Raw genomic sequence first — 20,873 nt, forward strand, 5'->3', positions numbered from 1 at the left:
TCCGCGCGGCGGATGTCACGGCGTGGCGCCGTCGCGGCAGATCGCTTCGAGCTGCGGCTGCGACGGCCGTGCCGGCAGCTTCGCCGCGGCGAGGCGGTCGACCAGCAGCACGGCGACGTCACCGTCGCCTTCGCGCGTGACGAAGCAGAGCGGCGTGCGCTCGCTGCCGTCGACGCGGATCTCGCCGACGCGGCGGGCGAGGCGTTCGTCGCGCGGCTTGAGCACGAGCTGCCACGCGTGCGCGTCCCCGCTCGCCGACAGCGTGAAATCCGCGGCGAGCGTCGCGGCGTCGCCGCCGAGCAGCGCGGCGAACCCGCGCAGGAAACCTTCGAGCTCGGGTGCCTGGCCGAGCGAGAACGTGCGCGCGGGGCGATCGCCGCGCTGCACGCTCGCCGCGCCGTTCTCCACGCGCGTCTGCTCGCGGTACGGCGTGTCGACGCGCTTGCCGAGGCGGCCGGGGCCGAGGTACTCGAGCTCGCCGCGCAGGATCAACGGGCGTTCGAGCAGGCCCGAGAAGCGCACTTCGGTGTAAGGCGTGCGCGCCGGCACGTCGCGACGCAGTCGCGCCACGAGCGTCGCCGCGTCCGGCGCCTCAGCCGGCGCTGCGTACGACGGCGTCGCCGCGACGAGCGCCGCCAGCAGCGCGAGTCGTCGCGCCCGCTTCGACGCCGCGGCCTTCGGGATTCCAGAAGTCATGCCAGTTGAACCAGTTGTAGGGATCCTGCCGCACGTGGTGTTCGAGACGCGTCGCGTAGCGCTGCACCACCTCGCGCAGCGCCGCCTCGCGTTCGCGCCGCGGCAGCGCGAGCTCGTCGGCGAGCGCCTCGAAGTGCAGATCGTAGCGGTTGCCGCCGCGGTACATGCCGAGGCAGAGCACGATCGGCACCTTGAGGATCGCGCCGAGCAGGAACGGCGCGGTCGGGAACGGCGCGGGCGCGCCGAAGAAATCCGCGTCGACCGTCGCCTCGTGCTCGCGCGCGCGATCGGCGAGCAAGGTCGCGAGCGCGCCCTCGGCGAGCGCTTCGGACAACGCCAGCACGATCTCCGTGCCCGGCCGCGATGCGTCGATGACGTTGCGACCGATCTCCGGATTGAGCGCGTGCAGCAGCTCGGTCAGCGCCGGCGTCTTCTGCGTGTCGAGCACGACGCGCACCTTGATGTCGGGCCGGCCGTCGGCGGCGACGCGCAGCACCTCGAAGCTGCCGACGTGCGCGCCGAGCAGCAGCACGCCGCGGTCGGGCCGCATGCGCGACGTCAGCTCGTCGAGCCCGTGCATGCGCACGTCGAAGCGCGCGTAGCGTTCGGCGAGCAGGAACACGCGGTCGAGGATCGTGCCGGCGAAGCGGTGGATGTGCCGCAGCACCTGCCATGCGCTCGCGCGGCGACCGGTCGCGCGCTCGAGGAACGCGTACGAGACGCGTCGCTCGTACGGGCGACGGAAGAAGAAGTACAGCGTGATCGGCAGCAGGCACAGGCGCGCGACGCCGCGGCCGCCCTTGAGGCCGATCGTGCGGATCAGCCAGATCGCGAAGCGGCCGCCGCCTTCGGGTCGCGCGCTCCAGTGCTCGCTCATGCGAGTTCGCCTTCGCCGCCGAGGATCGCGACGCCGTCGCGCTCGATGCGAAAGCGCACGCGCGCGCCGTCGCGCTGCAGCGTGAGCGCGGCCTGTTCGCCCGGACGCAGCGGCGCGAGGAACTTCACCGAGTGGATCCGCCGCAACGCACCGCCGTCGCGCTCGATCGCCGCGGCGACGCGGTCGAGCAGCACGACGCCAGGCACGACCGGTTCACCCGGGAAGTGGCCGGGCAGGCTCGGATGGTCGGCATCGATGCACACGGCGATCGTCATCGCGTACTCCGCGCGGATGCGCCGCCGGCATCGGCAGCGAGGCTCTCGAGCAATGCCGGCCAGCGCTGCACGACGCGCGCGACGAACAGCGGCAGCGACGCGTGCGGCTCGTCGCGCAGGTGCACGCGACGGTAAGCGTATTCGAGCACGAACACGACCGGCACGAGCGCATAGCCGCCGACGTGCAGGTAGAGGCGCCAGCCCGGCGCGGCGAACGCGGCCGGTGGCGCCGCACCGAACGCGGCGAGCACGCCGTCCGGCGCGAGGCAGAGGATCGCGCCGAGCACGCAGGCCTGCGCGCCGAGCAGCAGCGCCCACGCCCAGGTGAGCTGGCGCGCGTAGGCGGCGACGCGCGGCGAGGCGAGCCGCTCGCGGCTTTCGAGGATCGCGATGAAGCGCGCGATCAGCGGTTCGCGTCCGTGCCGCAGCGTGCTCGCGAACAGCGCGCCCAGCGCCGCATTCACGAGGACCGGCAGGGCATCGAGCGCGAGGCGGCCCTCGCCGTGCCCCGCGAGCAAGCCGAGCAGCACCGCGATCGCGAGCCAGGCGAACCCGGCGACGACGCTGCGCCGGCGCAGCGCCGGCGACAGCAGCGCGCTCGCGAGCACGAACACCGCGAGAGCGGCGAGCCACGCGCGCCCGCTGTACGACGCGGCGAGCGCGAGCGCGAAATAGATCGCGACGCCGACGAGCAGCAGGCGCGAACGGCGCACCGGCGCGACGGGCGAAGCGGCGGGAGCGGGCAGGGACACGGAAGCGGACACGCGCGGCGACGAGGCAGGAAGTGCGGCCGGAATGTACCACGCGGCCGCGCCGCTTCGTGGCCGCCGCAGCGCACGGCGAGGTCCGTCCGGCGCGGACCGCCCGCATGCGCGAAGGCCGCGCGTCGTACCGTTCACGCGCCGCGCCGCGCATGCGCCGCTGCCTCGCCCGTTCCGGATAGACTCTTCGGACCTTCGACGGAGGAATGCAGGCGATGCCGAACACGATCGAATGCGACGTGCTGGTGGTCGGCGGCGGGCCGGGTGGGTCGACCGCGGCCACCTTGCTGCGCAAGCAGGGCCGGCACGTCGTGCAGCTCGAGAAGGATCGCCACCCGCGCTTCCACATCGGCGAGTCGCTGCTGCCGTCGAACCTGCCGATCTTCGACGCGCTCGGCGTGATGGAGAAGGTGCGCGCCCTCGGCGTGCTCAAGCTCGGCGCCGATTTCCCCTCCAAGGAAGGCCACTACCAGACCTTCCATTTCCGTCGCGCGCTCGGCAACACGCCGCCGCACGCGTTCCAGGTCAAGCGCGAGGAATTCGACCGCATGCTGTTCGAGCACGCGCGCGAGAGCGGCGTCGACGCACGCGAGAACGTCAAGGTCGAGAAGGTCGAGCTCGACGGCATCGGCCAGGTCGTCGCGCACGCGAAGGACGCCGCCGGCGACGAGCTGACCGTGCGCGCGAAGTACCTCGTCGACGCGAGCGGGCGCGACACCCTGCTCGGCAACGCGCTCAAGCTCAAGCGCAAGAACGACGCGCACCAGAGCGCGGCGATCTTCGCCCATTTCACCGGCGTGGAGGCGCGCCCCGGCGACGACGCCGGCAACATCAGCATCTACAACTTCGAGCACGGCTGGTGCTGGTTCATCCCGCTGCGCGAAGGCGTGATGAGCATCGGCTGCGTGTGCCGCCCCGAATACCTCAAGCAGCGGCGCGGCCGCAACGAGGAATTCCTGCTCGCGACGCTCGCGATGATGCCCGACGCGGTGCGGCGCATGCAGGGCGCGACGATGGTGTCCGACGTGCGCGTGACCGGCAACTACTCCTACACCTGCGAACGCATGCATGGGCCGGGCTGGGTCATGGTCGGCGACGCGTGGGCGTTCGTCGACCCGGTGTTCTCCTCCGGCGTCTACCTGGCGATGCACAGCGGCAAGCAGGCGGCCGCGATGGTCGGCGCCGCGCTCGACGATCCGGCGCGCGAACGCGCGCTGCAGGCGGACTTCGAGAAGCGCATCCGCCGCGGCGTGCGCGTGTTCTCGTGGTTCATCTACCGCTTCAACTCGCCGATCATGCGCCGCCTGTTCGCGAGCCCGCGCAACACCTGGCGCGTCGAGGAAGGCGTGATCTCGATGCTCGCCGGCGACGTGTTCGACAGCCCGCCGGTGATGCGCCGGCTGCACCTGTTCAAGCTCATCTACGCGACCGTCGGCATCGCCAACCTGCGACGCTGGCTGGGCGAGCTCGCCGAACGGCGGCGCCAGGCGAAGGTCGCGTTCACGGGCGGCAACACGCCGGTCGATCCGGCGTAAGGGCGCCCTCGGACCGCGACGCGGCCGTGCCGACCCGGCTACGCGGCGCGATGCTGTTCGATGTGCGCCGCGAGCGCGCGCAGGCTGCCGAATATCTTCTTGTTGTCCGGGTTGTCCGAGCGCAGCTGGAAGCCGTAGCGCTTGGACACCGCGAGCGCGAGTTCGAGCGCGTCGATCGAATCGAGGCCGAGGTCGCCGCCGAACAGCGCCGCGTCCGGATCGATCGCTTCCGCCTTGATCCAGTCGATGTTCAGGCTGTCGACGATGAGCCGGGCGAGTTCCTGTTCGGCGGGCGTCTGGCTGGCGGTGGCGAGGTCGGTCATGGCGGGCGCTGGCTCGGGTATTGCAGGCAGTGGCGATCGGGCCAGTGTATCATCCGCGACCCTCTCCGACCCCTGAACGCGCGGCACCGATGTCCACCCCGATGAGCCTGCCCGCAGCGCCCGTGGCGCCGCTCGCGATCCGCTACGAGCACGCCGCGCTCGACGCGCTGCTCGGCGCGGACGACGTGCTCGCCGTGATCGGTTTCGGTCGCGCGGCGCCCGCCTCGGACGATCCGCGCGTGCTGCGCGTCGGCCTCGAACCGCTCGCGCCCGCCGCGACGCCCTTCGAGGTCTGGCGCGGCGTCGCGCCGGTACGCCATGGCCGCGCCGGCGAACTCGCCTGGAGCAGCGACGGCGAACACCTGTTCTTCTCGATCGAGGTCGACGAGGCCGCGCACGGCGGCGTCGGCGGCGCGGCCGAACACGCGTACGCGTGCCTCGGCCCGTTCGTCGCCGCGAGCGACGCGCCGCACATCCTGCGCCTGTGGAACTACCTCGACGCGATCAACCTCGGCGACGGCGACGACGAACGCTATCGGCGCTTCTGCGCCGGCCGCGCGCGCGGCATGGACGCGCACGTGCCTTCGCGCTACCCGGCCGCGACCGCGATCGGCCGCCACGACGGCGAGCGCCGCCTGCAGGTGTACGGCCTCGCCGCGCGCCACCCCGGCACGCCGGTGGAGAATCCGCGCCAGGTCAGCGCCTGGCGCTATCCGCGCGAATACGGCCCTACCGCACCGACGTTCGCGCGCGGCATGCGCACCGCGAGCGCGGAACTGCTGATCTCCGGCACCGCGGCGGTGGTCGGCCACGCCTCGCGACACGCGGGCGACATCGACGCCCAGCTCGACGAGACGATCGCCAACCTCGAAAGCCTCGCGATCGAGGCCGGCGCGCGCCCGCCCGGCCTCGACGGCCACAGCGTGATGAAGGCGTACGTGCGCCACGACGCCGATGCGCCGCACGTCGCCGCGATGCTGCGCGCGCGCCTGCCCGCGCTCGGCGGCCTGCTCCTGCTCGGCGGCGACATCTGCCGGCGCGAGCTGCTCGTCGAGGTCGATGGCGTGCACGTGCTCGTGGACTGAGCCGTGAAGTTGCGCGTCGTCCGCGCGTGCCATGGCGTGTTGCCGGTCGCACTCGCGTCGCTGCTCGGCGCGTGCAGCGGCCCGTCCGGCGATTCCGCCGCGGTCAGCGACGCGGCGAAGGCGGGCGGCAGCAACGAACACGGGCTCACGCGCCTGCGCAACCCGCTCGAAGGCGACGCCGCAGCGATCGCCGCAGGCCGCGCGCTGTTCGCGAGCAAGGCCTGCGCGGGCTGCCACGGCGCCGAGGGCGGCGGTGGTATGTGTCCGCCGCTGGTCAACGACGCCTGGGTCTACGGCAGCGACGACACCACGCTCTACCACCTCATCCGCGAAGGCAGCGCGGCGATGCGCGCACGCGGCTACCAGCGCGGCGACGCCGAGAAGGTCGCCGGCGACATGCCGCCGCTCGGCGGCGCGGTGACCGAACAGGAAGCGTGGCAGCTGCTCGCGTGGATCCGCTCGCGCAACGCTCGCGCCGCCGCAGGCGCCGCGACACGGTGACGCCAGCGCGCGCGAGCGCGTATCGTGTCCGCCCCTGCCGTCGTACCGGAGTCGCGATGTCGAATCCCCTTCCGCGCCTGCTCGCCGCCGCGCTGCTGTTCGCCACGGGCGTCGCCGGTGCCGCGCCGTTCGCCTACGTGCCGAACCAGAAGAGTGGTTCGATCTCGGTGATCGACACCGCGAGCGACACCGTTGTGCGCACCCTCACTGCAGGCGGCGCGCTCGGCGACCGCGTGCAGGCGATCGATGCCGACGCGCGCGGCACGACGTTGTACGTCGTCGACGCCGGCAACGAGCAGCTCGTCGCACTCAATCCCGCGGGCGATCGCGTGCGCGGCAAGGTCGCGATCGGCGCCGACGCCGAAGGCGTGCGGTTGTCGCCGGACGGCAAGACGCTCGCGGTGTGCGCGGAGGGCCAGCACCAGGTGCTGCTCGTCGACGCGACGACGCTGGCGATCGGCGCGCGCATCAAGGTGCGCGGGCGCAACCCCGAGCATTGCGAGTTCTCACCCGACGGCAAGTTCGTCGTCACGAGCAACGAAGGCTCCAACGACCTCGACGTGATCGACCTCGCCGCGCGGGCGTCGACCGGCACGATCGCGACCGCGGGCCATCCGCGCGGCGCCGCGTTCCTGCCGCGCTCGTCGACGCTCTACGTCGCGCAGGAATCGGCGAACGGCGTCGACCTCGTCGACTTCGCCGCGCGCGCGAAGGTCGCGACGATCGCCACCGCCGATCGCGCCGCGGGCGTCACCGCAGCGCCCGACGGCAAGCGCATCTACGTCGCCAACGGAAGCGGCAGCGTGACCGTGATCGACGTCGCGAGCAATATCGTGATCCGCGAGATCGCTGTCGGCAAGCGCCCGTGGAACATGGCGATCACGCGCGACGGCCGCAAACTCTACGTCGCCAACGGCCGCTCGAACTCGGTCAGCGTGATCGACACGCGAACGTTCGCGGTGACGAAGGAGATCGCGGTCGGCGAACTGCCGTGGGGCGTCGTGATCGCGCCCTGAGGCGCCTCCCCTTTCGCCGCACGTACGCGCGGCGCGACAATGTCGGTCCGCGCCGCCCGGCGCCGACCATTGCGAGGTGATCGATGAAGACCCGTGCCGCCGTCGCCTGGGAAGCGGGCAAGCCGCTATCGATCGAACAGGTCGACCTCGAAGGCCCGCGCGCGGGCGAAGTGCTCGTGCGCATCGTCGCGACCGGCGTCTGCCACACGGACGCATTCACGCTGTCGGGCGCCGATCCCGAAGGCCTGTTCCCGGTCATCCTCGGCCACGAGGGCGGCGGCATCGTCGAGGAGGTCGGCCCCGGCGTCACGAGCGTGAAGCCGGGCGACCACGTGATCCCGCTCTACACGCCCGAATGCGGGAAGTGCAAGTTCTGCCTGTCCGGCAAGACCAACCTGTGCCAGGCGATCCGCGCGACGCAGGGCAAGGGCCTCATGCCCGACGGCAGCTCGCGCTTCTCGCTCCACGGCAAGCCGATCCTGCATTACATGGGCTGCAGCACGTTCTCCGAGCACACGGTGCTGCCGGAGATCGCGCTCGCGAAGATCGATCCCGCGGCGCCGCTCGACAAGGTCTGCTTGCTCGGCTGCGGCATCACGACCGGCATCGGCGCCGTGCTCAACACCGCGAAGGTCACGCCGGGCTCGAGCGTCGCGGTGTTCGGCCTCGGCGGCATCGGCATGTCCGTGATCCAGGGCGCGGTGATGGCGAAGGCCGCGCGCATCATCGCGATCGACACGAACCCCGAGAAGTTCGTGATGGCGAAGCAGCTCGGCGCGACCGATTGCGTCAATCCGAAGGACTACAAGGACACGCCGATCCAGCAGGTGATCGTCGAACTCACCGACGGCGGCGTCGACTATTCGTTCGAGTGCATCGGCAATGTCAACGTGATGCGCTCGGCGCTCGAGTGCTGCCACAAGGGCTGGGGCGAGTCGATCATCATCGGCGTCGCCGGCGCGGGCCAGGAGATCTCGACGCGACCGTTCCAGCTCGTCACCGGCCGCGTCTGGCGCGGCTCCGCGTTCGGCGGCGTCAAGGGCCGCTCGCAGCTGCCCGGCTACGTCGACCGCTATCTCGCGGGCGAACTGAAGATCGACGAGTTCGTCTCGGCGGAACTGCCGCTCGAGCAGATCAACCACGCGTTCGATCTCATGCACGAGGGCAAGGTGATCCGTTCCGTGATCAGGTACTAGAAGAACCGTCGGATGCAGCATCATTCGCGCGAAGGCGCGAATCGTCCTGCGCCGATGCGTCGAAGCAAGAGCAGAATGGATTCCCGCGGAATGGCGGGATTTCGGCATTGCTACCGAAAAGCGATCCAGCCGGGATCGCCGCGATCTGGACGGGGCGGATTCGCCAGGGATTGGGCAGCAGTAGTCCAGCGCGGCCATCCTGACCACGATGGATCGATGTGCGATCTGGAAGGCGATCGGCGCGCCAGGGGATCGGCTTCGCAACATTGGCGACACTGGACTTCAACCGGAGGCAATCATGGCCGTTGCAATCCATCCGTCGGTCGACCGCGGGATCGCTCCCGCCGCGCCCGGCTTCGCGGGCGGCACGCTCGCCTGCAAGTGCGCTTCGAATCCGGTCACCGTCACCCTGAAGGCGCAGACCGCGCACAACCACGTCTGCGGCTGCACGCAGTGCTGGAAGCCGGAGGGCGCGCTGTTCTCGATGGTCGCGGTGGTGCCGCGCGACAAGGTCGAAGTGACCGCGAACGCGGACAAGCTGCGCGTGGTCGATCCGTCGAAGACGATCCAGCGCCACGCCTGCATCGCCTGCGGCACGCATATGTACGGGCGCATCGAGAACGCGAAGCACCCGTTCCACGGCCTCGACTTCGTGCACACCGAACTGTCGCCGCAGAACGGCTGGTCGCCGCCGACGTTCGCCGCGTTCGTATCGTCGATCATCGAATCCGGCGCCGACCCGGCCGGCATGGGCGCGGTGCGCGCGCAGCTGAAGGCGCTCGGCCTCGAACCGTACGACTGCCTGTCGCCGCCGCTGATGGACGCGATCGCGACGCACGTCGCGAAGGCGTCGGGCGTGCTCAAGGCTTGAGCACGCGGACCGCGCGGCGGCGGCGGCGCGGCGCCGCGCTCGTCCTCGCCGTGCTCGCGGTGCTGCGCAGCGCGCATGCGCAACAGCGCGGCGACGAGGACGTCGACGCGCTCGATCTCGTGCGCGTCGTCGGCGTCACCCCGGTCACGGGCACCGAGCTGCCGGCGGCGAAACTGCCGTACGACGTGCAGTCGGCCGACGACGTCGCGCTCGCGCGCGCGCACGTGTCCAGCATCGGCGACTACCTCGATCGCCACCTCGCCGGCGTCAGCGTCAACGCCGCGCAGAACAACCCGCTGCAGCCGGACCTGCAGTTCCGCGGCTACACCGCGACACCGCTGCTCGGCGGCTCGCAAGGCCTGTCGGTCTATCTCGACGGCGTGCGCGTCAACGAAGTGTTCGGCGACACGGTCAACTGGGACCTCGTGCCCGACGCCGCGATCGAGCGCATGAGCCTGCTCGCCGGCGCGAACCCGATCTTCGGCCTCAACACGCTCGGCGGTGCGATCTCGATCCGCACGAAGAGCGGCTTCAGCGATCCGGGCACGCGCTTCGAATTCCAGGGCGGCTCGTTCGGACGCAGCGACGCGACGTTCGAGACCGCCGGCAACGCGGGCGCATGGGGCTGGTACCTCATGGGCCGCCGCTTCGACGAGGACGGCTGGCGCGATGCGTCGCCATCGAACGCGAAGAACCTCTACGGCACGCTGTCGTGGCGCGACGACGACGCTTCGCTCGACCTGCACCTCGGCCACGGCGACACCGAGCTGATCGGCAACGGGCCCGCCCCCGCGCAGCTGCTCGCAGAACGCTGGCAAGGCGTCTTCACCGCGCCCGACCAGACCGCCAACCGCATGGACCTCGCGAGCGCGGAAGGCTCGCTCGCGCTCTCCGCGCACGCGAAACTTTCGTTCACGCTGTTCCGCCGCGACGTGGCGACCCGTTCGTACAACGGCGACGGCAGCGACTTCCAGGCGTGCGCCGGCGACGACGCGATCCTCTGCGACGACGACGGCGAGGTCGTGCGCGACCAGCACGGCGATCCGCTGCCGTCGACGTTCGACGCGATCAACAACCTCAGCCGGCGTCGCCAGCGCAGCAACGGCGGCACCGTGCAGTTCGCGTTCGACGCGCCGCTCGCCGGGCGCGACAACCAGCTCGTGGTCGGCCTCGACGTCGACGACGGCCGCCTGCGCTTCGATTCCGCGGTCGAAGCCGCCGTGCTCGACGCCGCGCGCCACACCTCGGCCGATTCGGGGCTCTTCATCCCGGTCGACGCGCTCGCGGTGCGCAGCCGCACGCGCAGCGTCGGCCTCTACGCGACCGACACGCTCTCGCTGACGGAGCGGCTCGCGCTGACCCTGTCCGCACGCGGCAACCGCACGCGCACGACGATTTACGACCCCACCGGCGAGAACCCCGACCTCGACGGTCGCCACGCGTTTTCGCGCGCGAATCCCGCCGCGGGTTTCACCTGGCGCTGGAACGACGCGTTGAACGCGTACGCGGGCTACAGCGAATCGACGCGCGCGCCGACGCCGGTCGAACTCACCTGCGCGGACGAGGACGCGCCGTGCAAGCTGCCGAATCAGTTCCTAAGCGATCCGCCGCTGAAGCAGGTCGTCGCGAAAGGCTGGGAAGCCGGCCTGCGCGGTGCGCTCGCGGAAGACGCGCGCGGCGACCGCATCGACTGGCGCGTCGGCCTGTTCCGCACGACCAATACCGACGACATCCTGTTCCAGTCGACCGGCGGCACGCAGTCGAACGAAGGCTTCTTCGCGAACGTCGGCGACACGCGCCGGCAGGGCCTGCAGGCGGGCCTGTCCGGCCGCTCGTTCGATCAGCGCCTCGACTGGTACGCGAACGCGACCTGGCTCGACGCGACCTATCGCAGCGGCTTCGCCGAGCACAGCGCGAACCATCCTGACGCCGGCGCCGACGGCCTGATCGTCGTGCAGCGCGGCGACCGCATCCCCGGCCTGCCGCGCCGGAGCGTGAAGATCGGTGCCGACGTCGCGCTGACGCGCGGGATTTCCGTCGGCGGCGACGTCGTCGCGAACGACGGCCAGACCCTGCGCGGCGACGAAGCGAACCTGCTGCCGCGGACCGGCGGCTGGGCGGTCGTGAACCTGCGCGCGAGCTGGAGCGTGAGCGCGCACGCGAGCGTGTTCGCGCGCGTCGACAACGTGTTCGACCGTCGTTACGCCACGTTCGGCACGCTCGGCGACGCCGGCGCGATCCTGCCCGGCTTCGACGATCCGCGCTTCCTCGGCCCGGCACCGCCGCGTGGAGCGTGGGTCGGTTTCCGGCTTTCAATGTGAGCGCGATTGCAAGAGTCCTCGCGCGCGGACGCGCTTGCTAGAATCGAACGCGAGGCCGCCGCGGCGGCCTTTTCGTTTCGACACGGAATCGACATCGCAATGCAGAGCATCGAACAACGCATCGCCGCCGACATCGCCGCGCAACCGGCGCAGGTGAAGGCGGCGGTGGACCTCCTCGACGGCGGCGCGACCGTGCCGTTCATCGCGCGCTACCGCAAGGAAGCCACCGGCGGCCTCGACGACACGCAGCTGCGCCTGCTCGAGGAACGCCTCGGCTACCTGCGCGAACTCGAGGATCGCCGCGCGGCGATCCTCGCGAGCATCGAGGAACAGGGCAAGCTCGACGACGCGCTCAAGGCGCAGATCCTCGAAGCCGACACCAAGGCGCGCCTCGAGGACCTGTACCTGCCGTACAAGCCCAAGCGCCGCACCAAGGCGCAGATCGCCCGCGAAGCCGGGCTCGAGCCGCTCGCGCTCGGCCTGCGCGAGGATCCGACCGTCGCGCCGGAGGCGCGCGCCGCCGCGTTCATCGACGTCGACAAGGGCGTGCCCGACGCCAAGGCCGCGCTCGACGGCGCGCGGCAGATCCTCATGGAGTCGTTCGCCGAGGACGCGACGCTCGTCGGCGGCTTGCGCGAATGGACCTGGGGCAAGGGCCAAATCCGCGCGAAGGTCGTCGAGGGCAAGGAGAACGAAGGCGCGAAGTTCCGCGACTACTTCGACCACGCCGAACCGATCGCGAAGATCCCGTCGCACCGCCTGCTCGCGCTCATGCGCGCGCGCAACGAAGGCGTGCTCGCGCTCGAACTCGTGCCGACCGCGGAAGCGGAGCAGGGCCACGCCGAAGCCGAGGCGCGCGTCGCCGCGCATGCCGGCATCGCCGCGCGCGGACGCGCCGCCGACGCGTGGCTGATCGAGACCTGCCGCCTCGCCTGGCGCGTGAAGCTGCACCTCTCGCTCACGCTCGACCTGTTCTCGCGCGCGCGCGAAGCGGCCGAGGAAGAGGCGATCCGCGTGTTCGGCGACAACCTCAAGGACCTCATGCTCGCCGCGCCCGCGGGACCGAAGGCGGTCATGGGCCTCGATCCGGGCATCCGCACCGGGGTCAAGGTCGCGGTGGTCGACGCGACCGGCAAGCTGCTCGCGACGACGACGGTCTATCCGCACGAACCGCGCAGGCAGTGGAACGAATCACTCGCCGAACTCGGCGCGCTCTGCCTCCGGCACGGCGTCGAACTGATCGCGATCGGCAACGGCACCGCCTCGCGCGAAACCGACAAGCTCGCCGGCGAACTCATCAAGAAGCTCGGCGAGCGCGCGAAGGTCGCGAAGATCGTCGTCAGCGAAGCGGGCGCGTCGGTGTATTCGGCGTCCGAGACCGCGGCGAAGGAGTTCCCGGCGCTCGACGTCTCGCTGCGCGGCGCGGTGTCGATCGCGCGGCGCCTGCAGGATCCCCTCGCCGAGCTCGTGAAGATCGAGCCGAAGGCGATCGGCGTCGGCCAGTACCAGCACGACGTCAACCAGGCGCGGCTCGCGCGCGCGCTCGACGCGAAGGTCGAGGACTGCGTCAACGCGGTCGGCGTCGACGTCAACACCGCGTCGGCGCCGCTGCTCGCGCGCGTCGCCGGCCTCAGCGGCAGCGTCGCGGAAAACATCGTCAAGTACCGGGATGAGCACGGTGCGTTCGCGACGCGCGCGGTGCTGAAGAAGGTGCCGCGCCTCGGCGACAAGGCGTTCGAGCAGGCCGCCGGCTTCCTGCGCATCCCGCACGGCGACAACCCGCTCGACGCGGGCAGCGTGCATCCGGAAGCATATCCGGTGGTCGAGCGCATCCTCGCGCATTGCGGTCGCGAGGTGAAGCAGCTGATCGGCGACGGCGCGTTCCTGCGCGGCCTGCGCGCGGAGGACTACGTCGACGAGCGCTTCGGCGTGCCGACCGTGCGCGACATCATCCGCGAACTCGAGAAGCCCGGCCGCGATCCGCGTCCGAGCTTCGTCGCGCCCGCGTTCGCCGACGGCGTCGAGGACCTCAAGGACCTCGTCGTCGGCATGGTGCTCGAAGGTCGCGTCACCAACGTCGCCGCGTTCGGCGCGTTCGTCGACATCGGCGTGCACCAGGACGGCCTCGTGCACGTGTCGGCGCTGTCGCACACGTTCGTGCGCGATCCGCGCGAAGCGGTGAAGGCGGGCGACATCGTCAAGGTGAAGGTCATGGAAGTCGACCTGCAGCGCCAGCGCATCGCGCTGAGCATGCGCCTCGACGACGTGCCCGGCGAAGCGCGTGGTGGCGCGCGCCCGCCGCGCGACGAGCGCGCCGGCGAGCGCAACGGGCGTCGCGACGCGGCGGCACGCAAGCCCGCGAGCGCACCCGCACCGACCAACAGCGCGTTCGCGGACGCATTCGCGCGCGCGCGCAAGAACTGATTCCGGGGGCCTGAAGAGCCGAGATTGAAACACGAAGCACACAGAGCACACGAAGGAAAAGCTCTCTCGGATTTCCTGCGTTCTCCGTGTGCTCCGTGTTTCAAGCGTCGATCGCGCAGAGCGGATCGCGGTGACTCCCTTCGCTGAACGCGTTACCTGAGCGCAAGCCGAACGGAAATCCGCGACTTCGCTAAGCACGCCGGTCCGCGCCGTAGACTGCGGCGGGGAGTTACCGTCCGGATGACGCCATGAACACGTACACGATGCTCAGCAAGATCACGCTCGCCGCGGCGCTCGCCAGCGCGCTCGCCGGATGCGGCGACAAGCCGCCCGCCGCGAACGCGGATGCGAACGCACCCGCCGACGCCGCAGCCGCACCAGCGCAGCAACCGTCCGCGCCCGCATCCGGCCAGGGCCTCACTGCGCGCGAGATGATTTCGGCGCCGCGCGGCAGCGTTCCCGCCGCGCAGGACGCGCGTGGCGATGCCGCGCCGGAAGCCGAAGCGCCGCCGCCCGAGACCGCGCGCGCGAACATGGATGCCGAATCGCCCGCGCCGCGTACGCGGATCGCCGGTCGCGCCGAGCCGTCCGCACCGCCCGACGACGCCTCGCGCGACGCCGGTGCGCGCTACGCGAACGTGATCAGCGTGCAGCCGGTCAAGCAGAAGGCGACGCGCGAACGCGAGGAATGCCGCGACGAACGCATCGTGCACAAGCATCGCCCGAAGGACGACCACCAGATCGCCGGCACGGTGATCGGCGCGGTCGCCGGCGGCGTGATCGGACACCAGGTCGGCGGCGGGCGCGGGCGCGATCTTGCGACGGTCGCCGGCGCGGTCGGCGGCGGCTACGCGGGCAAGAAGATCCAGCAGGGCCAGCAGGATCGCGACACGTACACGACGACCGAGCGTCGCTGCCGCACGGTGAAGGAGCCGGTCGCGGACGTCGCCTACGACGTCGTCTACGAATACCTCGGCCAGACGCACCAGGTGCGCCTCGACCACGATCCGGGCGAGCGCGTCGAACTTCCGGTGCGCGGCATCGAATAGCCGATGCGCGCCGCCCGCGTTTTCGCGGGAGCGACGGACCCGTCAGATGCCGTCATTTCCGCGCAAGCGGGAATCCATCGCTTGCGCGGGAATGACGTGCTCGAGGCGCGCCGTACGCGTCGCGGCTGAGCGGTCCGTCAGGGCGCGCCGTACTTGACCGAGCAGCCGTACGGCTCCGACGTCGGCGCGCTGACCGCCTTGCCCGCGGCGAGTTCGGCGAGCGCCTGCGGCACGTACTGCGTCGCCTTCTCGATGTCGTCGGGGTCGGCGCTCTGGATCGAGTCGATGCCGCCCATGTAACGCAGCACGCCGCCACCATCGATCACGTAGAGGTGCGGCGTCGTCTTCGCGTCGTACGCGTGGCCGACCCTGCCGTCGCCGTCGATGAGGTACGCGCTCGCCTTGCTGCCGACCTTGGCGATCCACGCGTTCGCGCCGGCCGCGTCGAAATGGCCCTGCTTGCCCGGCGCGCCGGAATTGACCGTGAGCCAGACCACGCCGTGCGCGGTCGCATCGCCCTGCTGCTTCTGCAGGTTGCCCGCGCCGTAGTGCTTGCGCACGAACGGGCATTCCGGATTCGACCATTCGAGCACGACCGTCTTGCCGGCATAGTCGGCGAGCGCGTGCGTCTTGCCGTGACTGTCGATCGCGCTGAACGCGGGCGCGGGTTCGCCGACGACGGGCTTGGCGGACAACGGCGTGGCGACGGTGCAAAGCAATGCGAACAGGAACATCGGTTTCATCGCGGACTCCCGTGCGGTGGCAGGACAGGGTTTTCGGACCTCAGTTCGCGTGCGCGGTTCCGGCGGCCGCGTACGGCACGCGCACGTGCCAGCCGCGCGTCGCGACGCCGTCGGTCGTGGTCACGACGAGATCGATCTGCGGCGGCGCTTGCGTGAAGTACTCGCTGCGTGCCGCCTCGATCACCAGCGCGTCGCCGTCGCGGCGGATCGCCGGCGGCCGATTGTCGACCACCTTGCGCTGCACGACGAACGCATCCAGCGCGACCGACGCCGGTGGCAGGCCCGCGCCGGCCAGGCGCACGACGATGCGCGCACCGTCGTCGTGCACGCCGCCGCTCCATGCGCTCGCCTGCGGCTGCGCGAGGCGCGCCCGGGTGAACGCCGCGGTCCAGCGCGCATCCGGACGCGGCAGTTCGCGCGCGACCGGCAGGTCGAGCGCGAGCGTCGCCTTGCCCGGAAGGCATTCCTCGCGGCAAACGAGCCATTTCACGGTCAGCGCGACGTGCGCGTTCGATCCGACCGTCCCATCGGACGGCACCGTGAGTGCGACCGGGAGCAGCACGTCGCCGTCGTAGCCGATGTTGTAGAGGCCGCCGACGTCGAAGCGCTTCGGTACCGGCCATGCGACGTCGCCCGCCGCATACCCCGACGGCAGCGACCATGCGAGCTTCGTCGGCAGGCCCGAGTCACCGGGATTGATCCAGTAGCTGTGCCAGTGCGGCGCATGGCGCAGGCGCACGCCGAGCGAGAGCGAGCGCCCCGGCACGAGCGCCGCGTGTTCGGCGACGAGCTCGGCCTGCAACGGTTCGGGCGAGGTCTCGGCTGCGGACGCCGCATGCGCAAGCGCGACGAACGCGAGCGCGGTGCCGCAATGGAGCGAAAAGGGGAACGCGCACGGATGGCGCATCGGCGTCGGCTCCTCGAATCCGCGCACGGTAGACGATCGCGTGTTAGCGATGCGTAACGTCGCGCGAAGGTCGCGCCGAAACGAAGGAATGGTGCCGCTTATCCGACTCGAACGGATGACCTACCGCTTACAAGGCGGTTGCTCTACCAACTGAGCTAAAGCGGCACGCCGGCGGATTCTAGCAGCATCACCCGGGGCGACCCGGCGGCGCGCCGGAGGCCGCGGCACGCGGCTACAGGCAGCGCGTCGGCTCGATGTGCGCCTCGTGCGCGCCGGCGACGCGGCTCGCGAGGTCGGCCGGTTCGGCGCCGGCGAGCGCGAAGTCGAGCCAGTAGACGGGCAGATCCTCGGTGCGCGTGTTCACCTTCGGCACGAAACCGAGTGCGGCGATTTCGGCGCGGCGCCGATCGGCATTGCCCTGGTCGCGGAACAGGCCGAGCGAGATCGTGTTCTGCTGGTCGCCCGCGGTGACGACGTAGTAGTCGTGCACACCCTTGCCGGCGAGCGCGCGCGCGGTCGACAGCGCCTGCTCGCGCGTCGGCATCGCGGGCAGGTAGACCCAGTAGCCGCGCGTCTGCGTCGCATGCTCCTCGCGCATGCGGATGCGCTTGGTCAGCGGGGTCAGGGTGTTCATCGCGGAGCGCGCGTCGGCCTGGGTCGGGAACGGGCCGAAGCGGCGGCACTGGTCGTTGGCGAGATCGGCCGGGCTCTCCGGCGCGCTCGCGAGTTCGGCGTGGTCGTCACCGTCGCGCTCGGCGAGCAGTTCGAGCCGCGGCACGCCGGGATCGGTCGCCGGCGCCGCGTCCACGGCCGGCCGGTTCGCGAACGCGAGCCAGCACGCGCCACCGAGGTTCAGCGCGAGCAGGAGCATGAACAGGGCGCGGACGAACATGGGCAGCGTTCGGGAGGCGGTGATCGACGGATGGATCGACCGATTCTAGTGGACGCATTCCGAATGGGCACGCCCCGCGTGCCCGCGATCGACGCGTCGCGATCGGCGAAGCCGGCTAGCCGTCCGGCGTAGCGCCCGCGGCGGCCTCGCGCGCCCACAGCGCGAGGCCGTGCAGCACGAGGTCGTGCACGCGCTCGACCGGCGCGAGCAGCGGTTCGAGTTCGTCGGCGCCGCCGCCACCGAGCAGCAGCGGCGGCGACGCCTCGCCCGCGCGCACGAGGCTCGCGCGGAAGCGCTCGATCGCGCCGGCCGCGGCGTACAGCGAGCCGGTCACGACGGCGTCGGCGGTCGAGCGCGGATACGCCTGCAGCTGGCCGCCGCGCGCGTCGACGCGTGCGGTGCCCGCGACGATCGCCTGGCGCATCGCCTGCGGGCTCGCGACGATGAGGCCGCCGAGATGGCTGCCGTCCGCGTCGAGCGCATCGACGGTGAGCGCGGTGCCGGCGCTGACCAGCACCTGCAACCGCGCATCGCGCGCATGCGCGGCAGCGAGCGCGAGGAAGCGGTCGACGCCGAGGCGCTCCGGCTGGGCGTACGCGTTGCGCACGCCGAGCGCGGCCGCCGGGCTGCGCACGAACTGCGCGCGCAGGCCGAAGCGCTCGCGTACGAACATGGCGAGCTCCTCCTCGCGCGCGGCCGACACGACGCTCGCGATCCACGCGGCCTCCACCCGCGCGAGGCCGCCCCATTCGCGACGCAGCTCGCCGACGAGCGAGCCGCCTGCATGCGCGAACACGCCTCCCGGACGCAGGCGTGCGTCGTCGGCGATGCTCGCCCACTTCAGGCGCGTGTTGCCGACGTCGACGAGCAGCTTCATGCGCGCACCCGCAAGCTCACTTCGCCGGCATCGACGGTCTCCTCGCGACCGCCGAACGCGACGCGCAGCGCACCGCGCGCGTCGATGCCGCGCGCGACGCCGTGGCGCCGCTCGGCACCGCGCACGACGTCGACGTCGCGCCCGTGCAATGCATCGTGGCGCGCGTAGGCGTCGGCGAACGCGGCGAAGCCGTGCGTGGCGAAGCGGTCGAGCGCGGCGACGAGATGGTCGAGCAGGCCCGCGACGACGCGCGTGCGCGACGGCTCGGGCGCGAGCGCGGCGAGGTCGATCGCCGCCTGGTCGATCATGTCCGCCGCGGCGCCGAGGCGCAGGTTGATGCCGAGACCGATCACCGCATGGCACGGGCCGAGCGCGTCGCCGCCGAGTTCGACGAGGATGCCGCCGAGCTTGGCGCCACGCGCGACGAGATCGTTCGGCCACTTGAGCGCGACGCCGTCGATGCCGCACGCGGCGAGCGCGTCGACCGCAGCGACACCGACCGCGAGGCTGAGTCCGGCGAGCGAGGCCATGCCGGCGTCGAAGCGCTTGAGCAAGGACAACGCGATGCCGCCGCCGGGCGGCGTGTGCCAGCGCCGACCGCGGCGACCGCGGCCGGCGGTCTGGATCTCGGCGAGGCAGGCGAGCAGGTCGCGCGGATCGTGCTCGGCGCGGCGCAGCAACTCGCTGCTGGTCGAGTCGAGCTGCCAGTGCACGGCGAGATCGCCGAGCCGTGTCGCTGGCGCGAGCGTATGGCGCAACGCCGCCTCGTCGAGCAATTCGAGCGGCGCGCCGAGGCGATAGCCGCTGCCGGCCTGCGCCTGGATCTCGACGCCGGCTTCGCGCAGGCGCTCGACCTGCTTCCAGACCGCCGCGCGCGATACGCCGAGGCGCTCGGCCAGCGCACTGCCGGACATCGCACGGTGCGCACCCAGCTCGGCAAGGACCGCGCGGGCACTCGGCTCGGCGGCGGCGGTCGATCGGCTGGGGCGGGGTTCGGCCACGCGAAATGGTCGGAAGCGGGGTGGACCCGCAGTGTAGCCGCGGCCGACGCCGGCGCGGACAGCCGGCCGGCGGCGGCGTCCGGCCGGCTGTCCGCGGGTGTCCGCCAGTGTCCGACGGACACCGTCAGCGGCGCTGCGGCCTTGGCGGAGCCGTGCCGAAAGACACTGGCACGGCTCGTGCTTTCCTGTGGGCAGGCCGACTGGAGTCGGGATCGGGATCGTGCGAGCATTGCGGCTTCCTCGGCCGCGCCGCCAGGGAACCCTGCCATGAACAAGACCGCCATCCTCTTCATCGTCCTCGGCTGCTCGATGAGCGCCGCGGGCGCGCACGCGCAGAGCGCCCCGCTTCGCGGCGCGAGCCTGCTCGCGCTCAACACGACCGATGCGAGGGCCGGTGCCACCGTGGTCGAGCGCATCGACAGTGGCGGCGGCTCCGGCGGTTCGACCGGCGCGCGCGCGCTGCGCGGCAGCGACATCACGCCGCGCGCGACGCAGAGCGAGTCCGAAGAGGACGCGACGGCGCCGCTGCCCGATCCGCTGCCGAAGCCGATCGCCGGCGGCGATCCGTCGGCACCCGCCGCGGCGACGCCCAAACGCCCGAGCTATCGCTGGCAGTCGCTGGTGCCCGGCGCGATCAAGTGACCGACGGATGCATCGCGCGCATGCGCTGACCGGCGCATCCGCGTCGCTACCGCCGCGCACGCTCGAGCACGCATGGCGCGCTGGCTGACCCGGCTGCGCGATGCGCTGCAACCCCCTGCGCGCATCACCGACGCCGCCTGGGACGCGCTGCTGGCCTCGTCCGCGCTGTTCGCGCGCGTGTCCGGCGCCGATCGCATCGCGCTGCGTGCGCTCGCCGAGCGCTTCCTTGCCCGCAAGTCGTTCAGTGCCGCCGGCGGCCACGTACTCGAACCCGCGCACGCGCTGGCGATCGCGACGCTCGCAAGCCTGCCGGTGCTGCACCTCGGCCGCGACGCGCTCGCCGGCTGGCGCGAAGTGATCGTGTATCCGGGCGAGTTCCGCGTGAAGCGCGAGCACCACGACGAACACAGCGGCGTCGTCACCGAAGGCGAGGACGTGCTGATCGGCGAGGCGTGGGAACGCGGGCCGCTGATCCTGTCGTGGGCCGACGTCGCCACCGACCTCGCGCATCCGTTCGACGGCTTCAACGTCGTCGCGCACGAGATCGCGCACAAGCTCGACCTGCTCGACGGCGCGATGAACGGCGTGCCGGCGCTGCCGCCCTCGATCGCGCGACGCGAGTGGATCGCGGCGATGCAGGCCGGCTACGACCGCCTCGTGCGCGCGGCCGGGCGCGGCCGCGACACCTTCATCGACCCGTACGCGACGGAGAGCGCGGACGAGTACTTCGCGGTCGTCAGCGAACTGCATTTCTCCGATCCCGCCGGCCTCGCGCGCGCCGAGCCGGCCGTGGCCGCGCTGCTCGCGCGCTATTACGGCGGGTCGGGCGCGTGAACTCGGTTGCGTCGCCGCGGTCCGACCGGTAGCCTGCTTCGTTTCGG

Annotated in this window: 21 protein-coding genes and 1 tRNA gene; 11 read left to right on the plus strand and 11 right to left on the minus strand. The window is 71.6% G+C overall.

The genetic code is table 11. The features are described 5' to 3' along the window. Nucleotides 1–15: 15 nt before the first annotated feature. The 4 genes from FHW12_RS07080 to FHW12_RS07095 are packed head-to-tail and all read right to left on the minus strand — an operon-like array spanning nucleotide 16 to nucleotide 2,600. Nucleotides 16–696, minus strand: coding sequence for a LolA-related protein (locus FHW12_RS07080; RefSeq protein ID WP_182530968.1), 681 nt, complete (start codon nucleotides 694–696; stop codon nucleotides 16–18). Next, entirely contained in the window at nucleotides 593–1,573 is a 981-nt protein-coding gene (locus FHW12_RS07085) for an acyltransferase (RefSeq protein ID WP_182530313.1), read from the minus strand. Before FHW12_RS07085 ends, FHW12_RS07080 begins: the two co-directional genes overlap by 104 nt. Further along, nucleotides 1,570–1,842 carry a hypothetical protein gene (locus FHW12_RS07090; RefSeq protein ID WP_428993623.1) on the minus strand — a complete coding sequence of 91 codons (273 nt, stop codon included), beginning with the start codon at nucleotides 1,840–1,842 and terminating at the stop codon, nucleotides 1,570–1,572. The genes FHW12_RS07085 and FHW12_RS07090 overlap by 4 nt, the downstream gene beginning before the upstream one ends. 2 nt (nucleotides 1,843–1,844) lie before the next feature. Then, nucleotides 1,845–2,600: a xanthomonadin biosynthesis protein gene (locus tag FHW12_RS07095; RefSeq protein ID WP_182530315.1), complete on the minus strand. Its 756-nt coding sequence runs from the start codon at nucleotides 2,598–2,600 to the stop codon at nucleotides 1,845–1,847. 224 nt (nucleotides 2,601–2,824) lie between these two features. Between FHW12_RS07095 and FHW12_RS07100 the strand changes: the two genes are divergently transcribed. Further along, entirely contained in the window at nucleotides 2,825–4,144 is a 1,320-nt protein-coding gene (locus FHW12_RS07100; protein ID WP_182530316.1) for an NAD(P)/FAD-dependent oxidoreductase, read from the plus strand. 38 nt (nucleotides 4,145–4,182) lie between these two features. Here the strand turns inward: FHW12_RS07100 and FHW12_RS07105 are convergent, their stop codons facing one another. Further along, the gene (locus FHW12_RS07105; RefSeq protein ID WP_182530317.1) at nucleotides 4,183–4,467 is read right to left on the minus strand and encodes a phosphopantetheine-binding protein; all 285 of its coding nucleotides are present in this window, start codon (nucleotides 4,465–4,467) and stop codon (nucleotides 4,183–4,185) included. Nucleotides 4,468–4,556: 89 nt separating this feature from the next. Between FHW12_RS07105 and FHW12_RS07110 the strand changes: the two genes are divergently transcribed. The 8 genes from FHW12_RS07110 (at nucleotide 4,557) to FHW12_RS21070 (ending at nucleotide 14,930) form a co-directional block, all read left to right on the plus strand. Continuing rightward, complete coding sequence (locus tag FHW12_RS07110) at nucleotides 4,557–5,552, plus strand: pteridine-dependent deoxygenase (RefSeq protein ID WP_220484364.1); 996 nt, start codon at nucleotides 4,557–4,559, stop codon at nucleotides 5,550–5,552. Between the two features lie 3 nt (nucleotides 5,553–5,555). After that, on the plus strand, nucleotides 5,556–6,053 hold the full coding sequence (locus tag FHW12_RS21780) for a c-type cytochrome (RefSeq protein ID WP_182530319.1): 498 nt from the start codon (nucleotides 5,556–5,558) through the stop codon (nucleotides 6,051–6,053). A gap of 56 nt (nucleotides 6,054–6,109) precedes the next feature. Then, complete coding sequence (locus tag FHW12_RS07120; RefSeq protein ID WP_182530320.1) at nucleotides 6,110–7,069, plus strand: beta-propeller fold lactonase family protein; 960 nt, start codon at nucleotides 6,110–6,112, stop codon at nucleotides 7,067–7,069. Between the two features lie 83 nt (nucleotides 7,070–7,152). Next, entirely contained in the window at nucleotides 7,153–8,265 is a 1,113-nt protein-coding gene (locus tag FHW12_RS07125; RefSeq protein ID WP_182530321.1) for an S-(hydroxymethyl)glutathione dehydrogenase/class III alcohol dehydrogenase, read from the plus strand. 295 nt (nucleotides 8,266–8,560) lie between these two features. After that, a complete protein-coding gene (gene gfa / locus FHW12_RS07130; protein WP_310735208.1) occupies nucleotides 8,561–9,136 on the plus strand; it encodes an S-(hydroxymethyl)glutathione synthase in 576 nt (191 codons plus the stop codon). Further along, nucleotides 9,133–11,457 carry a TonB-dependent receptor gene (locus FHW12_RS07135; protein WP_182530323.1) on the plus strand — a complete coding sequence of 775 codons (2,325 nt, stop codon included), beginning with the start codon at nucleotides 9,133–9,135 and terminating at the stop codon, nucleotides 11,455–11,457. Before gfa ends, FHW12_RS07135 begins: the two co-directional genes overlap by 4 nt. Nucleotides 11,458–11,556: 99 nt before the next feature. Then, the gene (locus tag FHW12_RS07140; protein WP_182530324.1) at nucleotides 11,557–13,881 is read left to right on the plus strand and encodes a Tex family protein; all 2,325 of its coding nucleotides are present in this window, start codon (nucleotides 11,557–11,559) and stop codon (nucleotides 13,879–13,881) included. 248 nt (nucleotides 13,882–14,129) lie between these two features. Then, nucleotides 14,130–14,930, plus strand: coding sequence for a glycine zipper 2TM domain-containing protein (locus FHW12_RS21070; protein WP_220484365.1), 801 nt, complete (start codon nucleotides 14,130–14,132; stop codon nucleotides 14,928–14,930). Nucleotides 14,931–15,067: 137 nt separating this feature from the next. Here the strand turns inward: FHW12_RS21070 and FHW12_RS07150 are convergent, their stop codons facing one another. From FHW12_RS07150 to FHW12_RS07175, 6 genes are all read right to left on the minus strand, one after another. Beyond that, entirely contained in the window at nucleotides 15,068–15,673 is a 606-nt protein-coding gene (locus tag FHW12_RS07150; protein ID WP_182530325.1) for a redoxin domain-containing protein, read from the minus strand. A gap of 40 nt (nucleotides 15,674–15,713) precedes the next feature. Further along, nucleotides 15,714–16,580 (minus strand): protein-disulfide reductase DsbD domain-containing protein, encoded by an 867-nt coding sequence (locus tag FHW12_RS07155; protein WP_182530326.1) that lies wholly within the window; start codon nucleotides 16,578–16,580, stop codon nucleotides 15,714–15,716. An 89-nt stretch (nucleotides 16,581–16,669) separates the two neighbouring features. Further along, a tRNA-Thr gene (locus tag FHW12_RS07160) sits at nucleotides 16,670–16,745 on the minus strand. Between the two features lie 67 nt (nucleotides 16,746–16,812). Continuing rightward, nucleotides 16,813–17,472 carry an SPOR domain-containing protein gene (locus tag FHW12_RS07165; RefSeq protein WP_182530327.1) on the minus strand — a complete coding sequence of 220 codons (660 nt, stop codon included), beginning with the start codon at nucleotides 17,470–17,472 and terminating at the stop codon, nucleotides 16,813–16,815. Between the two features lie 115 nt (nucleotides 17,473–17,587). After that, a complete protein-coding gene (locus tag FHW12_RS07170; protein WP_182530328.1) occupies nucleotides 17,588–18,349 on the minus strand; it encodes a type III pantothenate kinase in 762 nt (253 codons plus the stop codon). After that, complete coding sequence (locus FHW12_RS07175; protein ID WP_310735176.1) at nucleotides 18,346–19,350, minus strand: biotin--[acetyl-CoA-carboxylase] ligase; 1,005 nt, start codon at nucleotides 19,348–19,350, stop codon at nucleotides 18,346–18,348. Before FHW12_RS07175 ends, FHW12_RS07170 begins: the two co-directional genes overlap by 4 nt. Nucleotides 19,351–19,617: 267 nt before the next feature. On the opposite strand from FHW12_RS07175, the gene FHW12_RS07180 reads away from it, so the two are divergent. Then, nucleotides 19,618–19,992, plus strand: coding sequence for a hypothetical protein (locus FHW12_RS07180; RefSeq protein WP_182530329.1), 375 nt, complete (start codon nucleotides 19,618–19,620; stop codon nucleotides 19,990–19,992). 72 nt (nucleotides 19,993–20,064) lie between these two features. After that, nucleotides 20,065–20,826: a zinc-dependent peptidase gene (locus FHW12_RS07185; protein ID WP_182530330.1), complete on the plus strand. Its 762-nt coding sequence runs from the start codon at nucleotides 20,065–20,067 to the stop codon at nucleotides 20,824–20,826. Nucleotides 20,827–20,873 lie beyond the last annotated feature (47 nt).

It is taken from the genome of Dokdonella fugitiva, from assembly GCF_014138265.1.
Classification (GTDB): Bacteria; Pseudomonadota; Gammaproteobacteria; order Xanthomonadales; family Rhodanobacteraceae; genus Dokdonella_A; species Dokdonella_A fugitiva_A.